This is a genomic window from Niallia oryzisoli (genome assembly GCF_043641075.1).
Classification (GTDB): domain Bacteria; phylum Bacillota; class Bacilli; order Bacillales; family Cytobacillaceae; genus Bacillus_BD; species Bacillus_BD oryzisoli_A.
Genome location: NZ_JBHZRC010000003.1, coordinates 325,616 through 346,388 on the forward strand (window position 1 = coordinate 325,616; position 20,773 = coordinate 346,388).

13 protein-coding genes are annotated in these 20,773 nt (G+C 38.8%); 1 reads left to right on the plus strand and 12 read right to left on the minus strand.

The window, feature by feature from the left end:
- Nucleotides 1-165: 165 nt before the first annotated feature.
- Nucleotides 166-1,482 (minus strand): O-antigen ligase family protein, encoded by a 1,317-nt coding sequence (locus ACHUFV_RS13715; protein WP_394235010.1) that lies wholly within the window; start codon nt 1,480-1,482, stop codon nt 166-168.
- A 572-nt stretch (nt 1,483-2,054) separates the two neighbouring features.
- Between ACHUFV_RS13715 and ACHUFV_RS13720 the strand changes: the two genes are divergently transcribed.
- A complete protein-coding gene (locus tag ACHUFV_RS13720; RefSeq protein WP_394235012.1) occupies nt 2,055-3,062 on the plus strand; it encodes an LCP family glycopolymer transferase in 1,008 nt (335 codons plus the stop codon).
- A 44-nt stretch (nt 3,063-3,106) separates the two neighbouring features.
- Here ACHUFV_RS13720 and ACHUFV_RS13725 read toward each other — a convergent pair whose 3' ends face one another.
- The 11 genes from ACHUFV_RS13725 to ACHUFV_RS13775 all read right to left on the minus strand — a co-directional run bounded on the left by ACHUFV_RS13725 (nt 3,107) and on the right by ACHUFV_RS13775 (nt 20,322).
- Nucleotides 3,107-4,756 (minus strand): S8 family peptidase, encoded by a 1,650-nt coding sequence (locus tag ACHUFV_RS13725; protein WP_394235014.1) that lies wholly within the window; start codon nt 4,754-4,756, stop codon nt 3,107-3,109.
- A 100-nt stretch (nt 4,757-4,856) separates the two neighbouring features.
- Complete coding sequence (locus ACHUFV_RS13730; protein WP_394235016.1) at nt 4,857-6,236, minus strand: N-acetylmuramoyl-L-alanine amidase; 1,380 nt, start codon at nt 6,234-6,236, stop codon at nt 4,857-4,859.
- Nucleotides 6,237-6,331: 95 nt separating this feature from the next.
- Nucleotides 6,332-7,435: a polysaccharide pyruvyl transferase CsaB gene (csaB, locus tag ACHUFV_RS13735; protein ID WP_394235018.1), complete on the minus strand. Its 1,104-nt coding sequence runs from the start codon at nt 7,433-7,435 to the stop codon at nt 6,332-6,334.
- A complete protein-coding gene (locus tag ACHUFV_RS13740; protein WP_394235020.1) occupies nt 7,432-9,009 on the minus strand; it encodes a putative polysaccharide biosynthesis protein in 1,578 nt (525 codons plus the stop codon). The genes csaB and ACHUFV_RS13740 overlap by 4 nt, the downstream gene beginning before the upstream one ends.
- A complete protein-coding gene (locus tag ACHUFV_RS13745; protein ID WP_394235022.1) occupies nt 9,006-9,743 on the minus strand; it encodes a WecB/TagA/CpsF family glycosyltransferase in 738 nt (245 codons plus the stop codon). Before ACHUFV_RS13745 ends, ACHUFV_RS13740 begins: the two co-directional genes overlap by 4 nt.
- Before the next feature lie 601 nt (nt 9,744-10,344).
- Complete coding sequence (locus ACHUFV_RS13750) at nt 10,345-12,072, minus strand: S-layer homology domain-containing protein (RefSeq protein WP_394235024.1); 1,728 nt, start codon at nt 12,070-12,072, stop codon at nt 10,345-10,347.
- A 168-nt stretch (nt 12,073-12,240) separates the two neighbouring features.
- Complete coding sequence (locus tag ACHUFV_RS13755) at nt 12,241-13,182, minus strand: S-layer homology domain-containing protein (protein WP_394235026.1); 942 nt, start codon at nt 13,180-13,182, stop codon at nt 12,241-12,243.
- Between the two features lie 132 nt (nt 13,183-13,314).
- On the minus strand, nt 13,315-15,549 hold the full coding sequence (locus ACHUFV_RS13760; protein WP_394235028.1) for an O-antigen ligase family protein: 2,235 nt from the start codon (nt 15,547-15,549) through the stop codon (nt 13,315-13,317).
- Nucleotides 15,550-15,577: 28 nt separating this feature from the next.
- A complete protein-coding gene (locus tag ACHUFV_RS13765) occupies nt 15,578-17,182 on the minus strand; it encodes a transglycosylase domain-containing protein (RefSeq protein ID WP_394235030.1) in 1,605 nt (534 codons plus the stop codon).
- A 337-nt stretch (nt 17,183-17,519) separates the two neighbouring features.
- Complete coding sequence (locus tag ACHUFV_RS13770) at nt 17,520-19,064, minus strand: glycoside hydrolase family 3 protein (RefSeq protein WP_394235032.1); 1,545 nt, start codon at nt 19,062-19,064, stop codon at nt 17,520-17,522.
- Between the two features lie 28 nt (nt 19,065-19,092).
- Complete coding sequence (locus ACHUFV_RS13775) at nt 19,093-20,322, minus strand: phosphodiester glycosidase family protein (protein ID WP_394235034.1); 1,230 nt, start codon at nt 20,320-20,322, stop codon at nt 19,093-19,095.
- Between the last annotated feature and the right edge of the window lie 451 nt (nt 20,323-20,773).

Here is a 20,773-nt window from a genome sequence, read left to right on the forward strand (position 1 = left end):
TGCTTCCTTCTGTCCAAAGATACCCGAACTTCGGACACAACCCGCTACATTTGGCTTTCTTCTGTCCGAAGGATTTAATTTGTTATTTAATGATTCCTTTTTGCTGATGTGATTTGTTTTTTTTCACACTTTAAGAGAACCCGTTAGCATGGCTGCCAGACACCATCAAATGTTTGAAGCCCTTTCCTTCATTTGTCGTGAAAGAATCAAGATAATTAATAAGTACGTAATCCCGATCGAGTTATTAATAAATGGATTCGTATTGGTTAGTAATAATACACCAAAAAATATCGCCGCAAACGATCGGTCCACATCTGTGAGTACAGCTCCCTGCTTATTGGCAGAATAGTAATGATAATAAACAAGGAAAAATAAAAAGAACCATAATAATAATCCAAGTGTCCCCTGTTCAACTAATATATCAAGAAAACTCATCTCAATTCCCCAAGTTTTCCCTGCAATGGCAGTACCATAGCCTGTACCCAAAAGAAAGTTAGCAGGGCTTTCTGATAAAATTCGTTTTGAATCCTCATAATATTCGAGGCGGATATTAATAGATGTATCATTTACATTTTCCAATGATTCACTTTCTGTTATCGTTTCCTCATACCGTTCCAGTGTCATATATTTATACAAGAAGACCATCGAGAAGGAAATCAGCAATAATATAATGGACTTTTTTATTAATGCTGAGTTACGCCCCAATGATTTTACTTTATTTACAATACCCTTGCTTGAATCGGAAGCAATTTTTACATCAATAACAATAAGCATCAGAAGGGCTGCCATGATGGCAAGTAAAAACCCTCTAGTTTCTGACCAAAACAGAGAAAGTGCACAAAGGAATATATTGACGATATCGATTTTTGTAAATCTTTTCGATAAAAATGCATTTAATGAAAGAATAAAACCGACGAAAACAAAAAAATGACTTTTGTAAAAAATGCTGTGACTTGGTCTTAATACAATATTATCCGTCATAATTGATTTTAAAAATTGCTTATATGGTTCAAAGTTAGCCGAGAATACCGTTTTTCCAAGTAAAGCAATTAAAATTGTATAGACAGCTACGCCGAAGACACAATATTTTAAGATCGTAATAATCCTTTGCTTCGTGAATCGGTCCTCTGAAATATAGTAAGCCAATGGAAAATAAGCAGCAAAAAAAGATACCCGAAAAAAGTCTGTCACGATGTCAGAAGGACTGTGGCCATTAGAATAACCAACAATGGCACTGACGAAAAACCACGCAATTAGTAAATAAACCCCTATTGTAACAGGATTCATACGAAAAAAAGTATTTACCTCAAGATTGGTATAGGCCTTCTCCTTTATAATTCGAAAGATAAACGTTAGTATCAATCCGATAAACAAAACCTGGCGAAGCGACAGAAAACCAAAATCAACAAACAGTCTTCCTCCACCACCGACAAAAACCTCAATGAAAAAAACGGTCACTAATAGTTTCTCAAAATTATTCATGTAAATCCTTTCCACTCCAAACTTGTCCACATTTCCGCCTTTTGCTTGTAATTAAGTGAATCTTAATCAAATTCGCCCGTCGAATTTGCGTCCGGATTTTTATCGAGCTTGCTCGATAAATTACCCTTACCCTTAAAAATCCGACATCCGCCGGGAGGCTTAACTTCAGTCAGCAGAGGTTTGAACCCCATTGAATCAAAGAGCTTTTTGCATTCATTCCTTAACTTTAGTATAGGAGGATGACTGCTGAATGAAGTTAATGGATAATGCAGAGTCTATTATCAATCGAACATTTTGTGATAATTTCCCCATTATGCATCCCAATTTTTTTTAGTGTGCTACAATAGAAAGTGCTGTCAAATAATATTTTACCCAGTTTCATGTGATTCCTTTTTTATTATCAATATAGTAATACAATAATTTTAAAACGTTCAACACAAAATTATAGCATATGTCTGGAAAAATATATATAATCGGTTGTTAATTACTAGTTGCCAGCTATTATATAGAAGCTTATAATTTCATTATGACTATGACATAAAGAGACAAATTATATAGAGGAGAATACTTTGATGGATACAAGATCAAGTAGAAAAAAGAAGAAAAAGTCGAAAAAGCTGAATTGGAAACGAGTTGTTCTGTTTACCTTTTTTGCTCTATTCGTCCTCGGTGGATTATTCGTTTATAACATTTATGGAGATGTAGCTAGCGCCGTAGATAAGATGACAACGTCACTTGACCGTGAAAAATCGGATAAACGTGAAGAAGTTGTTGAATTTGAGGAAAAGGATCCGGTTTCTATTTTATTAGTCGGTGTTGACGAGAGAGAAGATGACGCCGGAAGAACGGACTCTATGCTAGTATTGACAGTTAATCCAGAATTAAACTCGACAAAAATATTAAGTATTCCTCGTGATACACGTGCTGAGTTAATAGATAAGAGCGATTCAGATAATAACCAGATTAACAAAATGAACCATGCCTATGCATACGGCGGAATTGAAATGACGATTGATTCAATCGAGAACTTTTTAAATATCCCTCTTGATTATTACGTTCAAGTGAATATGGAAGGCTTCAAGGATATTGTGGATGCTGTAGGCGGAATAGACGTAAACAATCAATATGAATTTGAATTGGACGGCGTTACCTTAAAAGAAGGGGAGCAGCACCTAGATGGGGAAGAAGCTCTTCAATATGCCCGGATGAGAAAACAAGATCCAAATGGAGACTTCGGACGTCAGGAAAGACAACGTGAAGTCATTTCAAAGGTTATTAGTAAAGGTGCTTCAATTTCAACTTTAACGAATTATGATGAGGTATTAGAAGCACTTTCTGACAATGTAAAAACAAGCTTAACGTTGCAAGAAGTAATCGGTATGCAAAAATCATACAAAAACGCTGCAAAAAATATTGAAAAACTACAAATTGATGGATCTGACGATACAATAGATGGAACCTATTTCTATATCGTAGAGGATGAAACAAGACAGGAGCTATCAGACAAGCTTCGCAAGCATTTAGGTCTTGATACATCTACGATACATGCAAGCAGAGCAAATAATGATATTAATGGATAAGAAAAGAGACCATGTTCACCCATTGGCTGAACATGGTCTCTTTTTTATTCATATAATTTCAACGTGTTATATAGAAGAATACTAAATTCTGCTCTGGTAATAGGAAGACCGGGTTTAAAGCTTCCATCAGGGTACCCATTTGCAATTTTTTTAGCTGCTAAGCTATTTACTGCATCGAAATAGTAATATTCAGGTAGAACATCTGGAAATAAGCTTTCATTTACTGCCGGGATATCGAAAGCCCGCTGTAAAATGACAGCAACGTCAGCTCTAAGAATATTTGTATTTGGCTGGAAGGAATTGTCTGGATAGCCAAATATGATCCCTTCATGAACTGCACTATTGATGTAGCCCGCTGCAAAATGCCCTGCTGGTACATCATAAAAAGGAGTTTCCGTCCCTTCATTAGAAAGTGCCTTTGCTCTTCCAAGCATCGTTACAGCCTCTGCCCGAGTAATAGGAGCATCAGGGTTAAATTTCCCCTTATCATAACCGTTAACAATCTGTTTATTATACAGTTCCTTGACTTCTTTAGCATACCAGCTAGTATCAGCAACATCTGTAAAAATCGTACCAGGAGGACTCTGAATGAGGCCGTAGCCATACTCAGCATCCCTTCCAGGACTTCCTAAATCTAAGGCTGATGCTTCCATCTGTTCTAGAATAACTGAAGAATGAACTGTTGGATACGCTTCTTTATATAATGCAGCCATCCCTGTTACAAATGGAGCAGCCATTGAGGTACCAGATGAAAAGCCATAATCATTCCCTCCGACGTTTACAAAAGTACTATAAATATCCTGGCCTGGAGCAACAAAATCTAAATCCTTCCCATAGTAGGAAAAATCCGATCTGATTAGTCTTCCCATTTCATCATAATTAACAGAACCGACAGCAATTACAGACGGATAGCGGGCGGGATACAGGACATTCATTTCACCATAGATGGGTCTGTCAATATTCCCGGAGGCTGCCACAATCATGATTCCTTGATCATATGCCCTTTGTAACGCTTCTTGCAGCAGATAGGAACCGCTTGAGGAAGTAATACTTAAATTAATAATATCCAGCTTGTTCTCAATGGCCCAATTGATTCCGGCAACCACGTCTGATTGATTTCCTTCTCCATACTGGTTTAATACCTTCACAGCATAAATTTGCGCATCCGGCGCAACACCCACTACTCCAATATCATTGTCCTTGGAAGCAATGATGCCAGCTACATGTGTACCGTGACCATTGTCATCATTATAGGTTGATGCTCCTTGAACAAATGATACACCATTTTCGATTTGAAGATCCGGGTGATCCATTCGAATTCCTGTATCAAGGATGCCAATTTTAATGTTTTTACCCGTCAAGCCTGATTGCTTTGTTTTTTCAATATTCAATGATTTATAACCCCAGCTTCCCTCCTGTGAGGTAGTCTTCACTTCAGGGTCATCTTCAATGAATTTAACTGAGGGAGAATCCAGTAAAGCATCCTTTCCGGCCACTGAAATAGTAGCAGAAACAGCATGCAGGTCATCGAAGGTATGATGAATGATTACGTCCTGTTCATTCAGAAGCTCATAATCTATCTCATGTTGAAACATAATAATCACACGTTCTGTTGGTTGTTCCCCGTAGACATTGAAAGGAATTAGTAACAAGAAGAGAAAAAGAAATATAGAATAAACTTTTTGGGTGCTCACAATAATCTCCCTTTCAATTAAGACATGATATTACCATTCTATCATTTTCTTTCTCATACTATCACATCCACATAAAAAAAAACGGGAGATTTCCCGTTTATTATTTTTTCCAATTATAATAATCCTGAATTCCTAAAGCAATGGCTTCTGCCGCTTTATTTCTATAAGTATCAGAAGCTAGCTTACTGGCATCACTCGTATTAGAGATAAAACCTAACTCAACTAATGCAGAAGGAAGCGGAGTACTATAGATAACTGTATAATTCGCCGTTTTAACTCCGCGATTAGTTGTCCCTAAAGCAGGGTATAATCGATTTTGGACAAACGTTGCTAGCTGTTTACTATCTTCAGACCTTACAGATGCAGTACTGTAATAGGTTTCAGTTCCATTTGCACTTTCGGCATTAAACTTATTTCCATGAATACTTAAAAAAGCATCTGCTTTCCCATTAACAGCAATATTCACTCGCTCTGTTAATGTTGGATATGTATCAGTTCTGCGTGTCATGACAACCTCGATGCCCATATTTTTCAAGAGACTCTCAACCTTTAATCCAACAGATAGATTAAGTTCCTTTTCAAGCATTCCGCCAATTCCAATCGCGCCTGGGTCACTTCCTCCATGTCCTGGATCAATCGCAATTACATGACCTTTCGTAGGTGTAGACAAATAATAGCTGTTAACATAGCCAATGATTGAACCTGATGAGATATAGGCCCAATCTCCTTCATAGCGATAAACACTAACTTTCGTTCCAGCCTTTAAGCTGCCTACCTTTGCATAATCAGAACTAGGACCTGAACGGACGTTCAAAACATCCCAGCTTTCCACGTTGACGCTCGCTTCCTTAATAGGCTGACCTAGAAATGAAACACGAAAGTCCTTATTTAATCCCCTGGCAACAAACAAAGAAAACTGCTCTCTTGTAACCGGTAATGCAGGCTTAAAGGATCCGTCTGCATATCCATTGCTAAGACCTGCAGTTGTTATTTGGTCAATCGCATTATACTCTGCACTGGACTTAGGCACATCAATAAATGTAATATTACTTCCCTCAGTCAGATTAAACGCTCTTTGTAAAAGAAATGCCATGTGGCCTCTAGTAATCTTGTCTTTCGGCCCAAATCTTCCATCTGAGTAGCCGCCAATGATGTTCTTTTCTACAGCAGATTGAATATAACCTGATGCATACGAGTCTTTCCCCACATCCGGAAAAATAGTTGCTCTCTGTGTACCGTCTAATCCAAGAGCTCTCCCAATCATCGTTGCTGCTTCATCTCTAGTAACATATTGATTTGGAAGAAACAGATTTCCAGGATAACCCTTAATAACTCCCTTATCTAGTAAATAAGAGATTTCAGATGATGAACCTGCGGGGATATCATTTAATGTTGTGGCTGAGACTTTATGATTAAAGCCTGGAAAGAGAAAGAGTAGAGCAGCAAAAAAAGTGAATATAAAGGTGCTCCATTTTTTCAAAAAAATAAACCTCCTATCTGTACTGATTTGATTCCTATCATATTTTATCACAAAATGTCTATTATTGGGGGATATTTCACAAAAGGGACCAGACCCTAATTTTGTGTTTCCACAAAATAACCAGAGTCTGATCCCATATATTTTAGTGCCTTTGCGGCTGTTTCATGTGCCTGTTTTTGCAAAGGGCCCATAATGCGGTATAATTTTTGTTTTTCTATAGTTAAGCTACTCAATTGCATGGATAGCTGCTCGTAGAGTGATTCTGCCGTCCAGTTATTTTCCGAAACATGACCGGCAACTTTCTGCTCCATAATCCCGGCAAAGGAATCCACTTTAGGATCATAGGACAAAGCAACAAAAGGAGTATTCGATATGGCAGCAAAGATGAGGGCATGCAGCCGCATACCGAATAATAAATTAGAATGCATTATGATACATATTTTCTCTTCAATTGAAGCATCATATGGTGCGGTAACGCTCTTCTCTTTCATAAGCTTGGCCAATTCTGCCGAAGCTTCTGCATCATATTTCCCGTGCATCGGGACAAAAACAATCCTAATACCCTTTGCAGCAATCCTATCTAATGCTGCCGCAATCTTTTCTTTATATGACACAGCTGATGGCCAATGCCGTACAGACACGGTTAATACAGGTCCAGAGAATGCCTGTTCCTTCCACCAAGGGCTATCATGGGGAATAATCTTAAGGGCCAGAACAGGATCGGGTACGATCTCAATCTCATTCTCCACCCCAATGGATTTTAATAATTCCTTTGATTCATGATCCCGGACCGTAATCGCTGTTTTTTTCAGCGTATTCTTAACGAGCCATTTACTAAAACTACTGTTAAAGGGTCCCATTCCTTGAGCATAAATAAAGACAGGTACCTTTAGGAATTTCGCTATCCTAATAACCCCTGTATAATAGATTATCGATTTCTTACCTGTCACATCCTGCATCAGGCTGCCACCACCGCTAATGAGACCATCCGCTGTCTTTATTTCTTGAAAAACCTCTTTCATGCTCCAGCGATTTACAGCATGGACCTGGTATATTTCTTTCGTCTGTTCAGGATTGTTAGAGAGCACCGTTATCATTAATCTGCTATCATACTCTTTTAAACTTTGGATGATGGAAAGTAATATGGCATCATCCCCAATATTATCAAAGCCATAATACCCTGATATCACAACCTTCATGATTTTCCCCTCAAATCCATTTTTCCAATCAGTTTATTTACAATTGGCATTTCCTTCAAATCTTCCTTGCTGATTCCCTTTGTCAAAAGCAGAACAATGGCATAAACAATGACAGCCGCAGCTAACGATCCAAGTAAATACAACAGCGTCCCCATTCTACTCCAGTCTGAAATATTTAGCAGCAGCGTCGGAATACCAACAACTCCGGCCATGACAAGAGAAGCAAAGACAATGGAGTTGTTTTGCTTGCGCCAAAACACAAAGCTTTTTACCTTCCAGATAAAATACGAATTTACAACAAAAATTACAAAGTAAACAAATAACGTCGAATAGGCTGCGCCTAATAAGCCTAGCCATTTTATAAATAAAAAGTTTGTCGCAATTTTTAAAAGTACAGAGGACACAATGATTTGCGCCGCTAATTTTTCTTTATTCATGCCTTGGAGAATTCCGGTACCGAGTAACGTCAGTGACATAAATACCGCACTTAAATGAAAGACAGCCAACATATCACTGCCTTGGAGATCCTTGAAAAAAGCTAAATTTATCGGAAGCGTTAAGGCAAACATTCCAAATCCTGTCGGCCATGAAATAAGATGGACATAGTAATGCGTCTTTTCAGTCAGCGTGGAAACCTTATTCCAATCCTGCTGTGCAATAGACTTTGATATAAGAGGTATTAACGGCAGTACAATAGAAGAAGAAAAGAAATTGGCAATTTGGACCAGGGCTATTCCTCTACCATATATACCATATAAATAAGGGATATCCTTTTCGGAAAAGCCGCTATGAATTAAACTGACTGGAATGGTAAATGAATCGACAAAATTAATCAGGGCCATGGTAATAGCGCCAATACAGATAGGCAAAGAAATATAGAGTATTCTTTTACTCATTTGTAAAAAATCCGCAAAGCGAAATTCAACTTCCTTTTTCGGCTTTAACGGGGAAACAAAAAATAAATACCGTAAATAAAGCAAGGATAAACCTGCACCCACAAAAGAACTAATCATAATGCCGCCGGAAATCATATCAGGCTCATAGCCTCTTTTTACCATTACATTGGCAATAATTAATATGAATAGAACACGGACAAACTGTTCAAGCATTTGGGAAACAGCAGTAGGGTTCATATTTTCGAACCCTTGAAAATACCCCCTGTATACAGCCATATAGGGGGCAATTAATAATGTTATGGATACAATGATAAGGGATAAACGAACACTTTCGCCGCCCATTAATCGAACAATATGATCGGAAAAAACCATAATCAACAGGAAGCTCGTAAATCCAAAAATAAGGGAAAGAAACAAGGCTGATTTATAAATCTTATAAATCTCACCTTTTTTTCCTAATGTATTTGCTTCCGATATCATCTTAGAAATCGCCACTGGAATTCCCGCAACAGATAAAGTTAGAATAACCATATATACCGGATAGACTAAGCTGAATATCCCGACGACTTCATCACCGGCTATATTCTGAAGCGGAATCCGAAAGATACTGCCTAATATTCTAATCACGACAGTAGCGAAGGATAAAATTAATGTTCCTTTGATTAATTCATTATTCATTTTCGCTCATTTACCTTCTGCTTGAAGATTTCAATAACAAATTTAGGAATAGCAAGCATCCGTGAACCTCTGCTTGGTTGTTTGATGAATCGGTATAACCATTCTAGGTTCATTTTTCTCCATGTAAGCGGAGCGCGCTTTGCCTCACCTGCAATAACATCAAAGCTTCCGCCAATTCCCATGAAAATCCCCTTCTCGAAATATGGCAGATTATTTTCAATCCACTTTTCCTGTCTGGGTACACCAAGAGCAACGAACACTAAATCTGGCTTTTTTTCCATGATTTCCTGTCGGATTTCAGTCGAATTCCAATCAAAATAGCCATGATGGAAGCCTTTTATGTCAATCTGCGGATATTCCCGCTCTATTTCCAGCACGGCTTTATCTACTGTGCCCGGTTTTGCTCCTAATAGATAAATACTATAGCTCTTAGCATTCGCTAAGTTTAATAAGTCAATCATCGTATCAAAGCCCGGAACTCTTTCCTCAATTGGACGATGTAAATAACGAGAAGCTTTAATAATACCGATTCCATCTGGAATTATGTAGGTAGCCTTCTTAATAATTTCCATATATTTTGGCTCTTCATTGGCATGCATCACGATTTCCGGATTCGCTGTAACGACAAAAACCTTATCATTATTTATTATATGTTTATCTAATTGTTGAACAAATTGAAAACGATTTGTGTTATAAAAAGAAACCCCTAAAATATCTACATACTGATCGCTCATTTTCTTAACCTCAAAATTATAATAGACCTCCTCTAATAATATAGCATAAATCGACATAACTTCCCTTATTGGGGTCTAGTATTGTAAACTGTTCAAAACCATAAAAAGGCTATCGTTTTCATTGTAATATAGATGTAACTGTTAAGTACTTCCACTTACTACTCTTATAAGGAGCTGAAAATGAGAGCATATTCACTATTGAATCATATTCACCGAGAAAATGGAAGTCAATGGACAAAATTATATATGTAAAGTATTTTATATTTATTTTATCCATTTTCTGAATTTCCTTATCTTTTATTTTACACTTTTTTCACATTTACAATGTCAAATATAGATAGATTTTGTAGATTTGTTTTATTTCAGCTCTGTTAACTTTGTTGTTGATTTTCGCTCCAGGCACTTCGCTTTCCGCAGGCGACCGCCGAGCCTCCTCGACACTGCGTGTCTGTGGGGTCTCAACTGTTTCGCTTCTCCTGCTGGAGTCTTCGTGCCCTCCACTGCAATCAACCAGCTAGGTTCAACATTGTTCTTAACAAAATATTAAATACGAACTAAAAAGGGATAACTATTTAAAGTTATCCCTTTACAGTACATATGATTATTTAAGTCCGTCTAAGTAGGTTTGTGCGCGGTACATGTGGCCGGCAATTTTTTCTCCCCAATATGGATCAGAGGCATATTTTACATTCATTCCTGCACCTTTATTACCTAGAAATGCTCCATTAAATTTCCAGCTTGATGGTGTAAGATATCCAGTTGATACGAATTCAGCCGCTCTTTCAACACATGCATCAAACGATTCGTACACACTGGCATTGCCCTCAGGATCTGAATCTGTTGCTTTAATCCCATAGAGATTGTTTTTATTTTGTGCAATACTGCTTGTACCCCATGCACTTTCATGGATGGCATGTGCCATTAAGTACAGAGCATTCACGCCATATTTTGCTTCCATTTCTTTAAAACGATTTCCTAGGCCTGCTAAAGGACTTTTGCTGGCAATCGCCTCTGCGTCTTCCTTTGAATAACCTTTTTCTTTCATTAAAAATTGAGCTAATGCCTTTTTATATTGTTCAGGATAATTATCATTCAGATATCGATCTAACTCTTCGCCTGTATAGCTCGAAGGCGTTCTTAAATCTAAACTGCGATGAAAAATAGTCCACTGACCGGCAATAGTACCATTTGCATCAGTAAAGTTCATTCCATCCCAGCTATAGTACTTTTGCCCTTCCACCATAAAGGATGGCGCCTCACCTAATAAAACAGCATTACTCACTTTCGTCAGTGGGTTATATATTGTATGGTATAACTCACTGTCGACACGTTTATAAGAAGAGCGATCGGCAATCAGTGATGCAGGAGTCAGGTTGACATTCTTCGGGTCCACATAGCCTTCCTTGCCACCGATAGAAATCTTTACCCAATTTTCTGAGGCATCCAAATACTGAAGCTCTGTACCCGAGCTGACATACGTTCTACTTGGATTAGCTAAATTAGCGCCATCAAAAATATTGGTCACACTATTTGATACTGCAATACCATTCTTAATATATACAATACTATTACCCTTCATAATTGCTTGGCTGCCATTTACATTATTTTTTGCTGTATTAAAATCAGCATAAGAAGAAATCAGCCGTTTAGAGCCATCTGAATTAAATTCTACTACACTAAAGCTTTTTTCAAGAGTAGGGTTTATTTTAATCAGCATTCGGCTGATTACCGCTGCCGTTTGTCCGCGAGTAGCCTGCGCTAACGGAGCAAATGAATTATCAGGATTTCCTCCCATAATACCCAAATTAACTAACCGTTGAACCGCATCAAGGAACGATGGACCAATTTGTGCTTTATCTGTAAAAGTAAGCTCAGAAGGATTTGAAATAATTCCCTTTGAGTCAATTGCACGGAAAATCATGATAGCCATTTCTTGACGTGAAATCTGGATATTTGGCAGGAACGTACCATCTGGATAACCTTTTACAATACCCTGTTTTGCAGCAGACTGAATGACACTATAATACCAGTCAGTCGGATTTACATCGCTGTATGATAGCTCTGAGTCTTCGGCAATTGAAACGCCGGCCGATTCAACTGAATCCAGTTCTAGTGCCCTGATTACCATAGCCGCAAATTCAGCACGTGTAATGGAGCCATCGGGTTTATAAATGCCAGGTCCATACCCTTGCAGAATTCCTTCCGAAATTAGAAAACGCATTTCTTTTTCAAAAAAATGGCCTGAAATATCATCTGCTGCAGCATCCGCCTTTGGAACGGAAAACAACAAAAGACAAACAGCCAAACAAATCGATACTGCCTTCTTCATTTATTTCCTCCTTTATCTCTTATATTTCTAATCTATCAGATTACCACATACATAACTATGAATTTTTCATGTTATTTAATGGTAGAGATTTTTTTTACATAAAAAAGGATAACATTCCATTGCCATATGCAATGGATGCTATCCCGTTGTTTCTATATAAACTATTTATTAATTATAGTACAAATTAATTAAAGATAGTCCTCTATTTATGATTGCTGCTGTCTCAGCACGTGTAGCATTTGCCAGTGGTGCAATCGTATCAGCAGTCTTACCATTAATGATTCCAAATTGGACTAAAAGCGCTACACTATCCTTCGCATAGCTGCTTATTGCATTGCGGTCTGTGTAGTTCACTAATACTTGATCAGAAGAAACTGGAATTTGTTGTCCTGAAACAATGGTTAAAGCTCGTCCAATAAACGTAGCAATTTGTTCACGCGTAATTTCAGTATTTGGATTAAAACGGCCATTCCCATCACCATTTGTTAACCCTAAAGAAGCAGCGTACTGAACATCCTGTGCATACCATGCATTTGCATCCACATCATTAAAGCTTAGTTGAACGCTACCTTCTGGAACATTGTAGCTTTTTAACATACGTACCACTAACGTGATAAATTCAGCTCTAGTAATATCAGCATCAGGAGCAAAGGAATCTGCTGTTTTTCCTTTGATGATATCATTCGTAGCTAAAACTTCAATATCACCTTGTGCCCAGTGTCCTTGAATATCATTAAATGTTTTTACACCATACGTATCGTCAGTAACGCCATAGGCATCATCTGTCACACCATATGTATCATCAGTCACTCCGTATGCATCGTCTACTACACCGTATGTATCGTCAGTAACACCATACGCATCGTCTGCTACACTATATGTATCGTCAGTAACACCATAGGCATCATCTGCTACGCCATATGCATCGTAAGTAACGCCATCATATACAGTCTGTGTTACTTTTTGTTCTGGTTGTCCTGATTCCTCTAAGATCACAACTTCCGCTTTATCTTCTGTATTCTCCGCTGCTAATGCATTAGAAGCAATTGGAGTGAATAGAAGCGTAAAAGCTGCTAAGCCACTAATAAATGATAATTTTTTCTTCAACATAATTCGATCGCCAGTTTCTTGCTATGTTAAACCGGGATCGCCCACCTCCTTTAGGTATAATTTACTATTATTTTACACTATTAAATATACAGATTATGATAGGAATTGTCTATAATTTTCCCTTTATTCATATTATAAACCTCTTAATTGCTCTACCGTTTCCTTTAGGGCTCTATCATTTCCTTCAAGAGAATAAAGATGATGCTGATCATCGTCAATACTTTTCAGTGCAAGAATCATTAAGGCCTTTATCTTACTATCATCCTTCAAATGATTATATCGACTGTATAATTCTACTACTTTCTCAGGCTGCCCTAACAGATAATAGGAAAGACCTGTATAGTACGCTATAGGACTCGTTATCCCAAAATCCCTGCTGTTATATTCCTTTGACAAATCCTGTTGTTGAAAAGCAGCTTCCCACTGACTAAATTGCTGATAATCCACTAAAGCCGCCTTTGCCCATTGCTGCTTTTGATCAGGCACCATTCTTGCCATTTCCAGCTTTAATTTCATACTTTGTTCATATAACTGTGTATTATAGTGGTCAACCTCTAAGGCTTTATCGAGTAATGCTAGGGCTTCCTTCTTGTTTCCTAACTGCGCTTGGATACCGGCAGCCTTTTGCAGAACAATGGAATGATGTGGTTCCAGCTGCACCATATCAGCAGCCATATCCTCTAATTCCTTCCTATAATCCAACTCTGGATTTTCCCTCATCCTATGCAGATAAAAATCACTTAAATTCATTTGATAGGTCACATTCTTAGGGTGATAGTCGATTGCTTTTTCAAACACTGAAATCTTCTCTATAGAATCGGTCGTTTGCCTCGCTTCATCAGCATATTGTACTGCCTGCATATATCTAAATGAGGAAATGATTCCTACGACAACCAGAATGGCGAATATACTTAATGTAATGGTAACCATTCTCTTCTGATTGACTTCACTCATACGGAAGAAGGATTTTTCATGTGACCCATCTTGCTCTGGAATCCCCATGACAAGCAGCCACATTACCATGAGCCAAACTGTACCAAAGGAAAAATTAAAATCAATAAAGCTGTGTACTGCAATCGTCAATAGCGCAATCACAACAGCCGTTGACATAGACTTGTCCTGTGCTTGTTTATAGCCTTGGAATACCTTGTGTAATAAATAGCCAAATACGATAAAAAAGATAATAAATCCTACCCAGCCTGTATCCAACAACCATTCAAGATACCCATTATGAACCTTGTTGGATAGATAGGGAGTCTGCTGATACATGCTGTAAACCGTTGCCCAGCCTTCCCCGCCAAAGCCAATGAAGGGTGAGTCCTTACTCATCCTTAAAGCATCTCGGAAAAAGATGAAACGCTCTTGAGCTGTCCCTGCCTGCAGGCTGATTTCCGAGATTCTATCCTGCAGATGATCTGGGAGCACGCGATATAGTAAACCTTTATATCTCAAATCAAGCATGGCAGCAACAGAAAAAATTATAGCTGTAGCTGGCAACACAAACTGCATTCCCTTCCTTGTAAAAAAATTGATTTGTAAATTTTTACGATAGAAGAGATACTTCATTCCAATATTAAGTGCAGCCGACAGAAGAATTACAGCGATGCTTGCTGCCACTCCTACATTCTTTGAGAATAGAAGGTAGTTTAGCAATAAAGAACAGCCTACTGTAATGATTGTGTAGGTTATATACTCAATCTGCCGCTTGACTGATAGCATCACCAATCCTATAAACCAAAGGAGTGGCAGAATGAGAATCATCCCTCTTGAAGACGCTTGTATAAAGCAAATGAAAAAAGGGATTAGTGGAATGGCGTATACTAGATACGATAAAATAGAGCTGCCTTTTTTCGTCATCAAAAGCAAGCAGAATAAATAATAAACCGCCATTACCATGGCAAACGTATTAGGATATTGAAATACGCCTGCAAACCGACTATTCAACACTGCATCATGATAATCATAAGTGCCCCAATAAACCATTAGCATAAAAAGGGAAATCAGCGTCCCCGTTAAAATAAAAATGGGTGATAGCCATTTCCTGACTGCAGGTTTAAAGGAAACCCAATATAATAGAAGAAAAAATGACGAATAGGCTAGCCATTTTATCACAGAATCCATTGCTCCCATTGGGCTCTCAGCTACCGGCAGTGATAGGAGATAGCTTATCGGCAATAGCAAAACAAGTAGGACTGTCTTTAATGAATAGGTCTCTTTTTTTATCAATAAATGCCTGACAATCAGCAGAAGCATTAAGGAAATGATGATAAAATAGGTCCCGTAGGATTCAGCCGTGAAATAAAGCCCTCTTTGATAGGGAGTTACGATAAAAATAATGGCTAAAAATATAAAAATGAACCATTGCATGGATGTATCCTCCTGATAGTAGATCTACTTAGTCAATCTCTGAAAAAACTTTCTTGAATAATTCCGCTGGGTATTCTGCACCGCTATAGACCATTCGGTTTCTTGGGGTAACCTCATCCGGCCCAATCCAGAACGATCCAACATATTTGTCGTTAAAGCCAACAAACCACCCATCATAGGAGGTCGTGCCGGTTTTCCCCGCTATTTTCTGTCCCTTCATCTGCGCTTCGTCACCTGTGCCGCTCTTCACAACCTCTTGTAACATTGGCAGCATTGTTTCTGCTGTTTTCTCTTTAATGATTCGCTTTTGAAATCTGTGTGTTTTATAGATTCTTTTACCATCCTGGCTTTCAATCCTTTCTACGGCATGTGCCTCTGTCATTTTTCCTTCATTCGGAAAAATCGTGTAGGCCTGTGCCATAGAAAGCGGCGATGTACCAATACTGGTAAATCCAAGTGCCAAGCCGAATCCATCCTCACGGTCCAATGAGAATAAGTCAAATTTATCCATATACTGTAAGCCTTTATTAAGACCAATTTCATTCAAAAGCCACACGGCGGGTATATTATACGAATGGACAAGGGCCTCTTCTAATGTTACCTGCTTTCTATATTCCCCATCATAATTTTTAGGCTCGTAATCCCCAACTTTCATGGGTACGTCCTTTAAATAATCCGTAGGTTTCCATCCCATGTCGATGGCAGGAGCATATTCAATTAACGGTTTAAAGGTGGAGGCTGGCTGCCGCGTTGTATCTGTAGCCCGATTGAATGTGGATGTGTGATAATAACGCCCTCCCATGAGAGCAGCAATTCTCCCTGAATCCTCCTCGATAACGGCTCCTCCTGCTTCGATAAATGCTCTTTCTTTATAGGGGAAATTTTTCACATCCTGAAAGGTTTGATACATCCGCTCTTGAATATCGCTGTCCAATGTAGTCCTGACAACATAACCCTTTCGAAATAGCTCACCCTCCGATAAATCAAATATTCCCTTCAATTCTTTAATTACCTGCTGCGTGTAGGATTGCGCGATGGTATTGGGGTTATTTATCCTGTCTATTAAGCTGGGTATTTTTGATTGCATTTTTTGTTGTTCTTCTTTTGTTATGTAGCCTGCATTCTCTAATCCTAGCAAAAAGGAATGCATCTCGGTTTTGATATTCTTGTATTCTCTTTTTTGTGACAGCATTAATAAAAGCGTTTGTTCAAGCTCCGTGGTTTCACTTAATTTTTTGTTGAAATAATAAGAAGAAGCATTTCCCATTCCAACTATTCCGTTATTAAAATACATTTTATTAACCACTATTTCTTGCTGGAGCTGCTTTGAAAAGGAATGCTCCATCAGCTGCTGCGTTACAAATCTTTTAATAGGCTGATTTGAATAGAGAAGGTTAGGAAGAGAATTGGTTATCCCCTCTTTATCGATATAATCTAAAAATAGTTCAGGAATCCCATAATGATGGATCCAGTTAGTAGCAGCAGGAAGGATAGGATTTCCTTCCTGGTCAAGTAAGCTTGTTTGACCAGCCTGTGTTAGTTCACCTTTTGTTTTTAGTGTTTCAATGGCTGCATATAGCGCAAACCATAAAACGAATAATACCATATACATAAACATTGCTCTTTTTTTCACAAAAATCCTCCTAAAACCAATTACCCACTATTATATTACTATAAAATTCAGTTTGTTTAGTAACTTCGAGTAAATTTGGTCAAAAAAAAAGACTGATGTACAGTCTTTTATAAATAATGAAGGTTTATTTATTTGGCCATGTAAAACTATGTTGTTGATTTCCGTTCCAGGCACTACGCTTTCCGCGGGCGACCGCCGAGCCTCCTCGACACTTGTCTCCGGGGTCTCGCCTGTCTCGCTTCTCCCGCAGGAGTCTGCGTGCCTTCCACTCCAATCAACCTGCTAACAAAAATCAACACTTTTTTTTAAAAACACTATCTATTTAAGAAACTATTAATTATTTTCCAACCATTTGTTTTGCAGCACTCGGGTCGACGTAAATATTCTGTATGGATGAAAATTTATGCCGCAGGATTCTTTTAACTGCATCATCGATGACAGATTGAGATAGTTTACCTGATTCAATTGCATTCAATATCCCATTATACACCTGGACTTGGTTTTCAAGTGTATGACAGACCAATAGGAGGTCAGCCCCTGCTTTTACTGCTTCATATCCCAAATCCTGATAGGAATAATACTTGTTAACTGCCCCCATTTCGAGGTCATCCGTCACTACAATTCCCGTATAACCGAGCTGCTTCCTTAAAAGGTCCTGGATAATGATTGATGAGATGCTGGCCGGTTTATCCTTATCATAAGCCGGGTATTTAATATGTGTCACCATCACAAAAAAACGATTATGATTGACATTCTCTATCATTTTTTTAAAGGGATAGATGTCACTATTTTCTAGGTCCAGCTTATCTGCCTCTACAGATGAGGTATCCTGATGGGGATCAACTGCGCTTCTCCCATTTCCGGGAAAATGCTTTAACGTGGAGGTTATACCCGAATCTGTCATCCCGTTAACCACCTGGCTGCCGAATAAATAGGCATTCTCCGGGTTCTCACCGAACGAGCGTGTATCTGTCTTGGATAAATCCAGATTCGGTGCATAATTCACATTAATTCCCATTAGCGCTAATTCCGTTCCCGTTCGCTTTGCGGTTGCATAGATTTCCTGAATATCCCCTCTTGTCCCAAGCTCCTGCTGTGAAGGAATAGGTGTCACATGACCCTTCATCCGCACAATCCTTCCGCCCTCCTGATCAACGCTAAGCATAAGAGGAATCTGCCATTCTGATGAAGCCTGCGCCAGTCCTTGAAGACTGTTAGATAATAAAGCCACCTGCTCGGGAGTTTCCATGTTTCGATCATAATAAATAACGCCGCCAATATGGTATTCCTCTATCATTTTTTTTATATGATCATCAGGCTGCTTACTTGAAAAGCCTACTACCATCATCTGACCGATCTTTTCCTTAAGGGTCATTTCGCCAACTATGGAATTTATTTTTTCTTCCAGGGTTACTTCCTTACCTTCTGTCTCTTCTGGTATTGGATCCTTTTCTTGAGTGTCCTCTGTTTTGGGGTCATCTAAAGCGGTTTCTTTATTTATCTCAGACAAGGTGTTATCATTTTGTTCCTTTGCTTCCATTTCAGTTGTTTTTTCATGCAGGCTATTCTCTGCCAATTCATTTGTACGGGATACAGTATTTTGAGAGGGTTCTTCCTGTTGTTGTTTAATACTTGATATAAATTCAACATCCTCATTGACTGTTGGGTTTACCTTTTTTGAGTCGTAATGTACGATATTTTCCCCGCCTTCAAGGAACAAATTAGGAACGAACTGATCCTTCCCCTTAACGATTGAAGGGTCTCCTACCTTCTGTTGAGTCACTAATGTTGATTGATCTAATTGATGGGTTGACCATGCTGTAAAAAGAATTACAAAAGCATATATTATGGTAAATCCAAGCTGTCTTTTGATTTTTGTCATGTGTTATTCCCCTGCTGCCTTTAACTTTTCATTTCGTTTTTTTATTAGAAGTTGTTACTGCTTGTAAAATCGCGGATACCTTTCTTTCACGTCCTTCGGAAGGTCTGTTCACCAATTCAAGCTGTTCAGTACTAGGATTTTGTACAGTGAACGTCGTAGAGCCACCGCCGTCGAGATTAATAGCTGCGACAGCACCCTTTGAAATCAGATAAGCAGCAAGCTCATGGAGGCTGACGCCGTTACTGTAGCCCCGTTGTCTTCCGTCTACCGTTACGAGCATGACGCGCTTTCCTGTTGAATCAATCGCTGCAGCTGTACGCGGCTGACGTGTTTTAACAAATGAGGTATTCATAGGCATTGAAATTTCCTCTTTCCCTTCCTTTACCAAAAGAGGACCTGCTGCCAGCATATACTGAGTATCCTGCCATTTTTCATCTATGGATACATGAATCTCGATAGCTGTGTCGGCTGGTAATGTGCCTAATTGAGCCGCAAGCTCTTTTTTATGGATGGAAAGAACAAAGCCATCATCTGGGATGATTGTGCTGCCGGTTTGACTGTGTTCCTTAATTTCGGATATCCTTCCTGTAAAGGAATCCCCAAAATGTAATCTGTCCGTATTTTGAGAGCTATTTTTCACAATAATCTCCAGGTATTGCCCATAAGCTCCTGTGGTTTCGAGAGTGGGAGTGTATAATACTGTCTTATTCTCAGTGCCATCACTATTAATGCGGTCAATAGGGTAGTGGCTGCCATTTATCGCGAAAGATAATTCTGTATAAAAGTAGTCTATCAGTGCCTTACCGTCTTTCGAAAGGCCGAACGCAACTGGACGTTGGGTGGGACTTTCAACTCTTTCACCTATTATTCCGTAATGAAGAATTTGATTATCCTTTGCTATTAAATTAGCAGGATAGCCATTTTCAAAGTAGTAGGCGGCATTTACTGCACCAATCACTCTGTGTCCAAATGTACTATTTTCCTTGGCAAAGCTTGTTGTTGTTTTTAATGAATGAAGTGGATTCGGAATGGCCAGCTCAAGTTTTGTATTTGGAATGTCTAGCTGGATTTCAAGTATATGTATAGCCTCATGCAGAAAGCCTGATTGATACTTTTCCATTGTATGCGTAACTCCCGGCGCCACGGTTGTTTTGCTTTCATATGTTTTTCTATCAAATATGGTCGTTGGATTCTTTTGTTTTGAATATCCTGCAACTAATAAAATCCCCAGTAATACGATGAGTGTCACTACGGCCACGCCTAACTCACCCCCGAAAAAAGGTTAATATATCGAATATAGCATATATAGAATGTTGTTTCTACGAACGAGTACTGGCTGGTATTTGGACAGCTTTAAGCAACAGCATGTTAATTATGTCTCGATCAGATTACCTTTTTCTGTTCATGAGCAATATCAGTTCTTCTAAGTGACCGGTTGACTGGATTTTCTCCTCTAACGGGCACGATCAGACTCTTTTAGTGACCGACTGACTCCTTTTTCTTCGCTCACGGGCACTATCAGACTCTCTTAGTGACCGGCTGACTCCTTTTTCTTCACCCATGGGAACTATCAACCTCTTTTAGTGACCGACTGGCTGCTTTTTCTTCGCTCACGGGCACTATCAACCTTTCTTAGTGACCGACTGGCTGCTTTTTCTTCGCTCACGGGCACTATCAACCTTTCTTAGTGACCGACTGGCTGCTTTTTC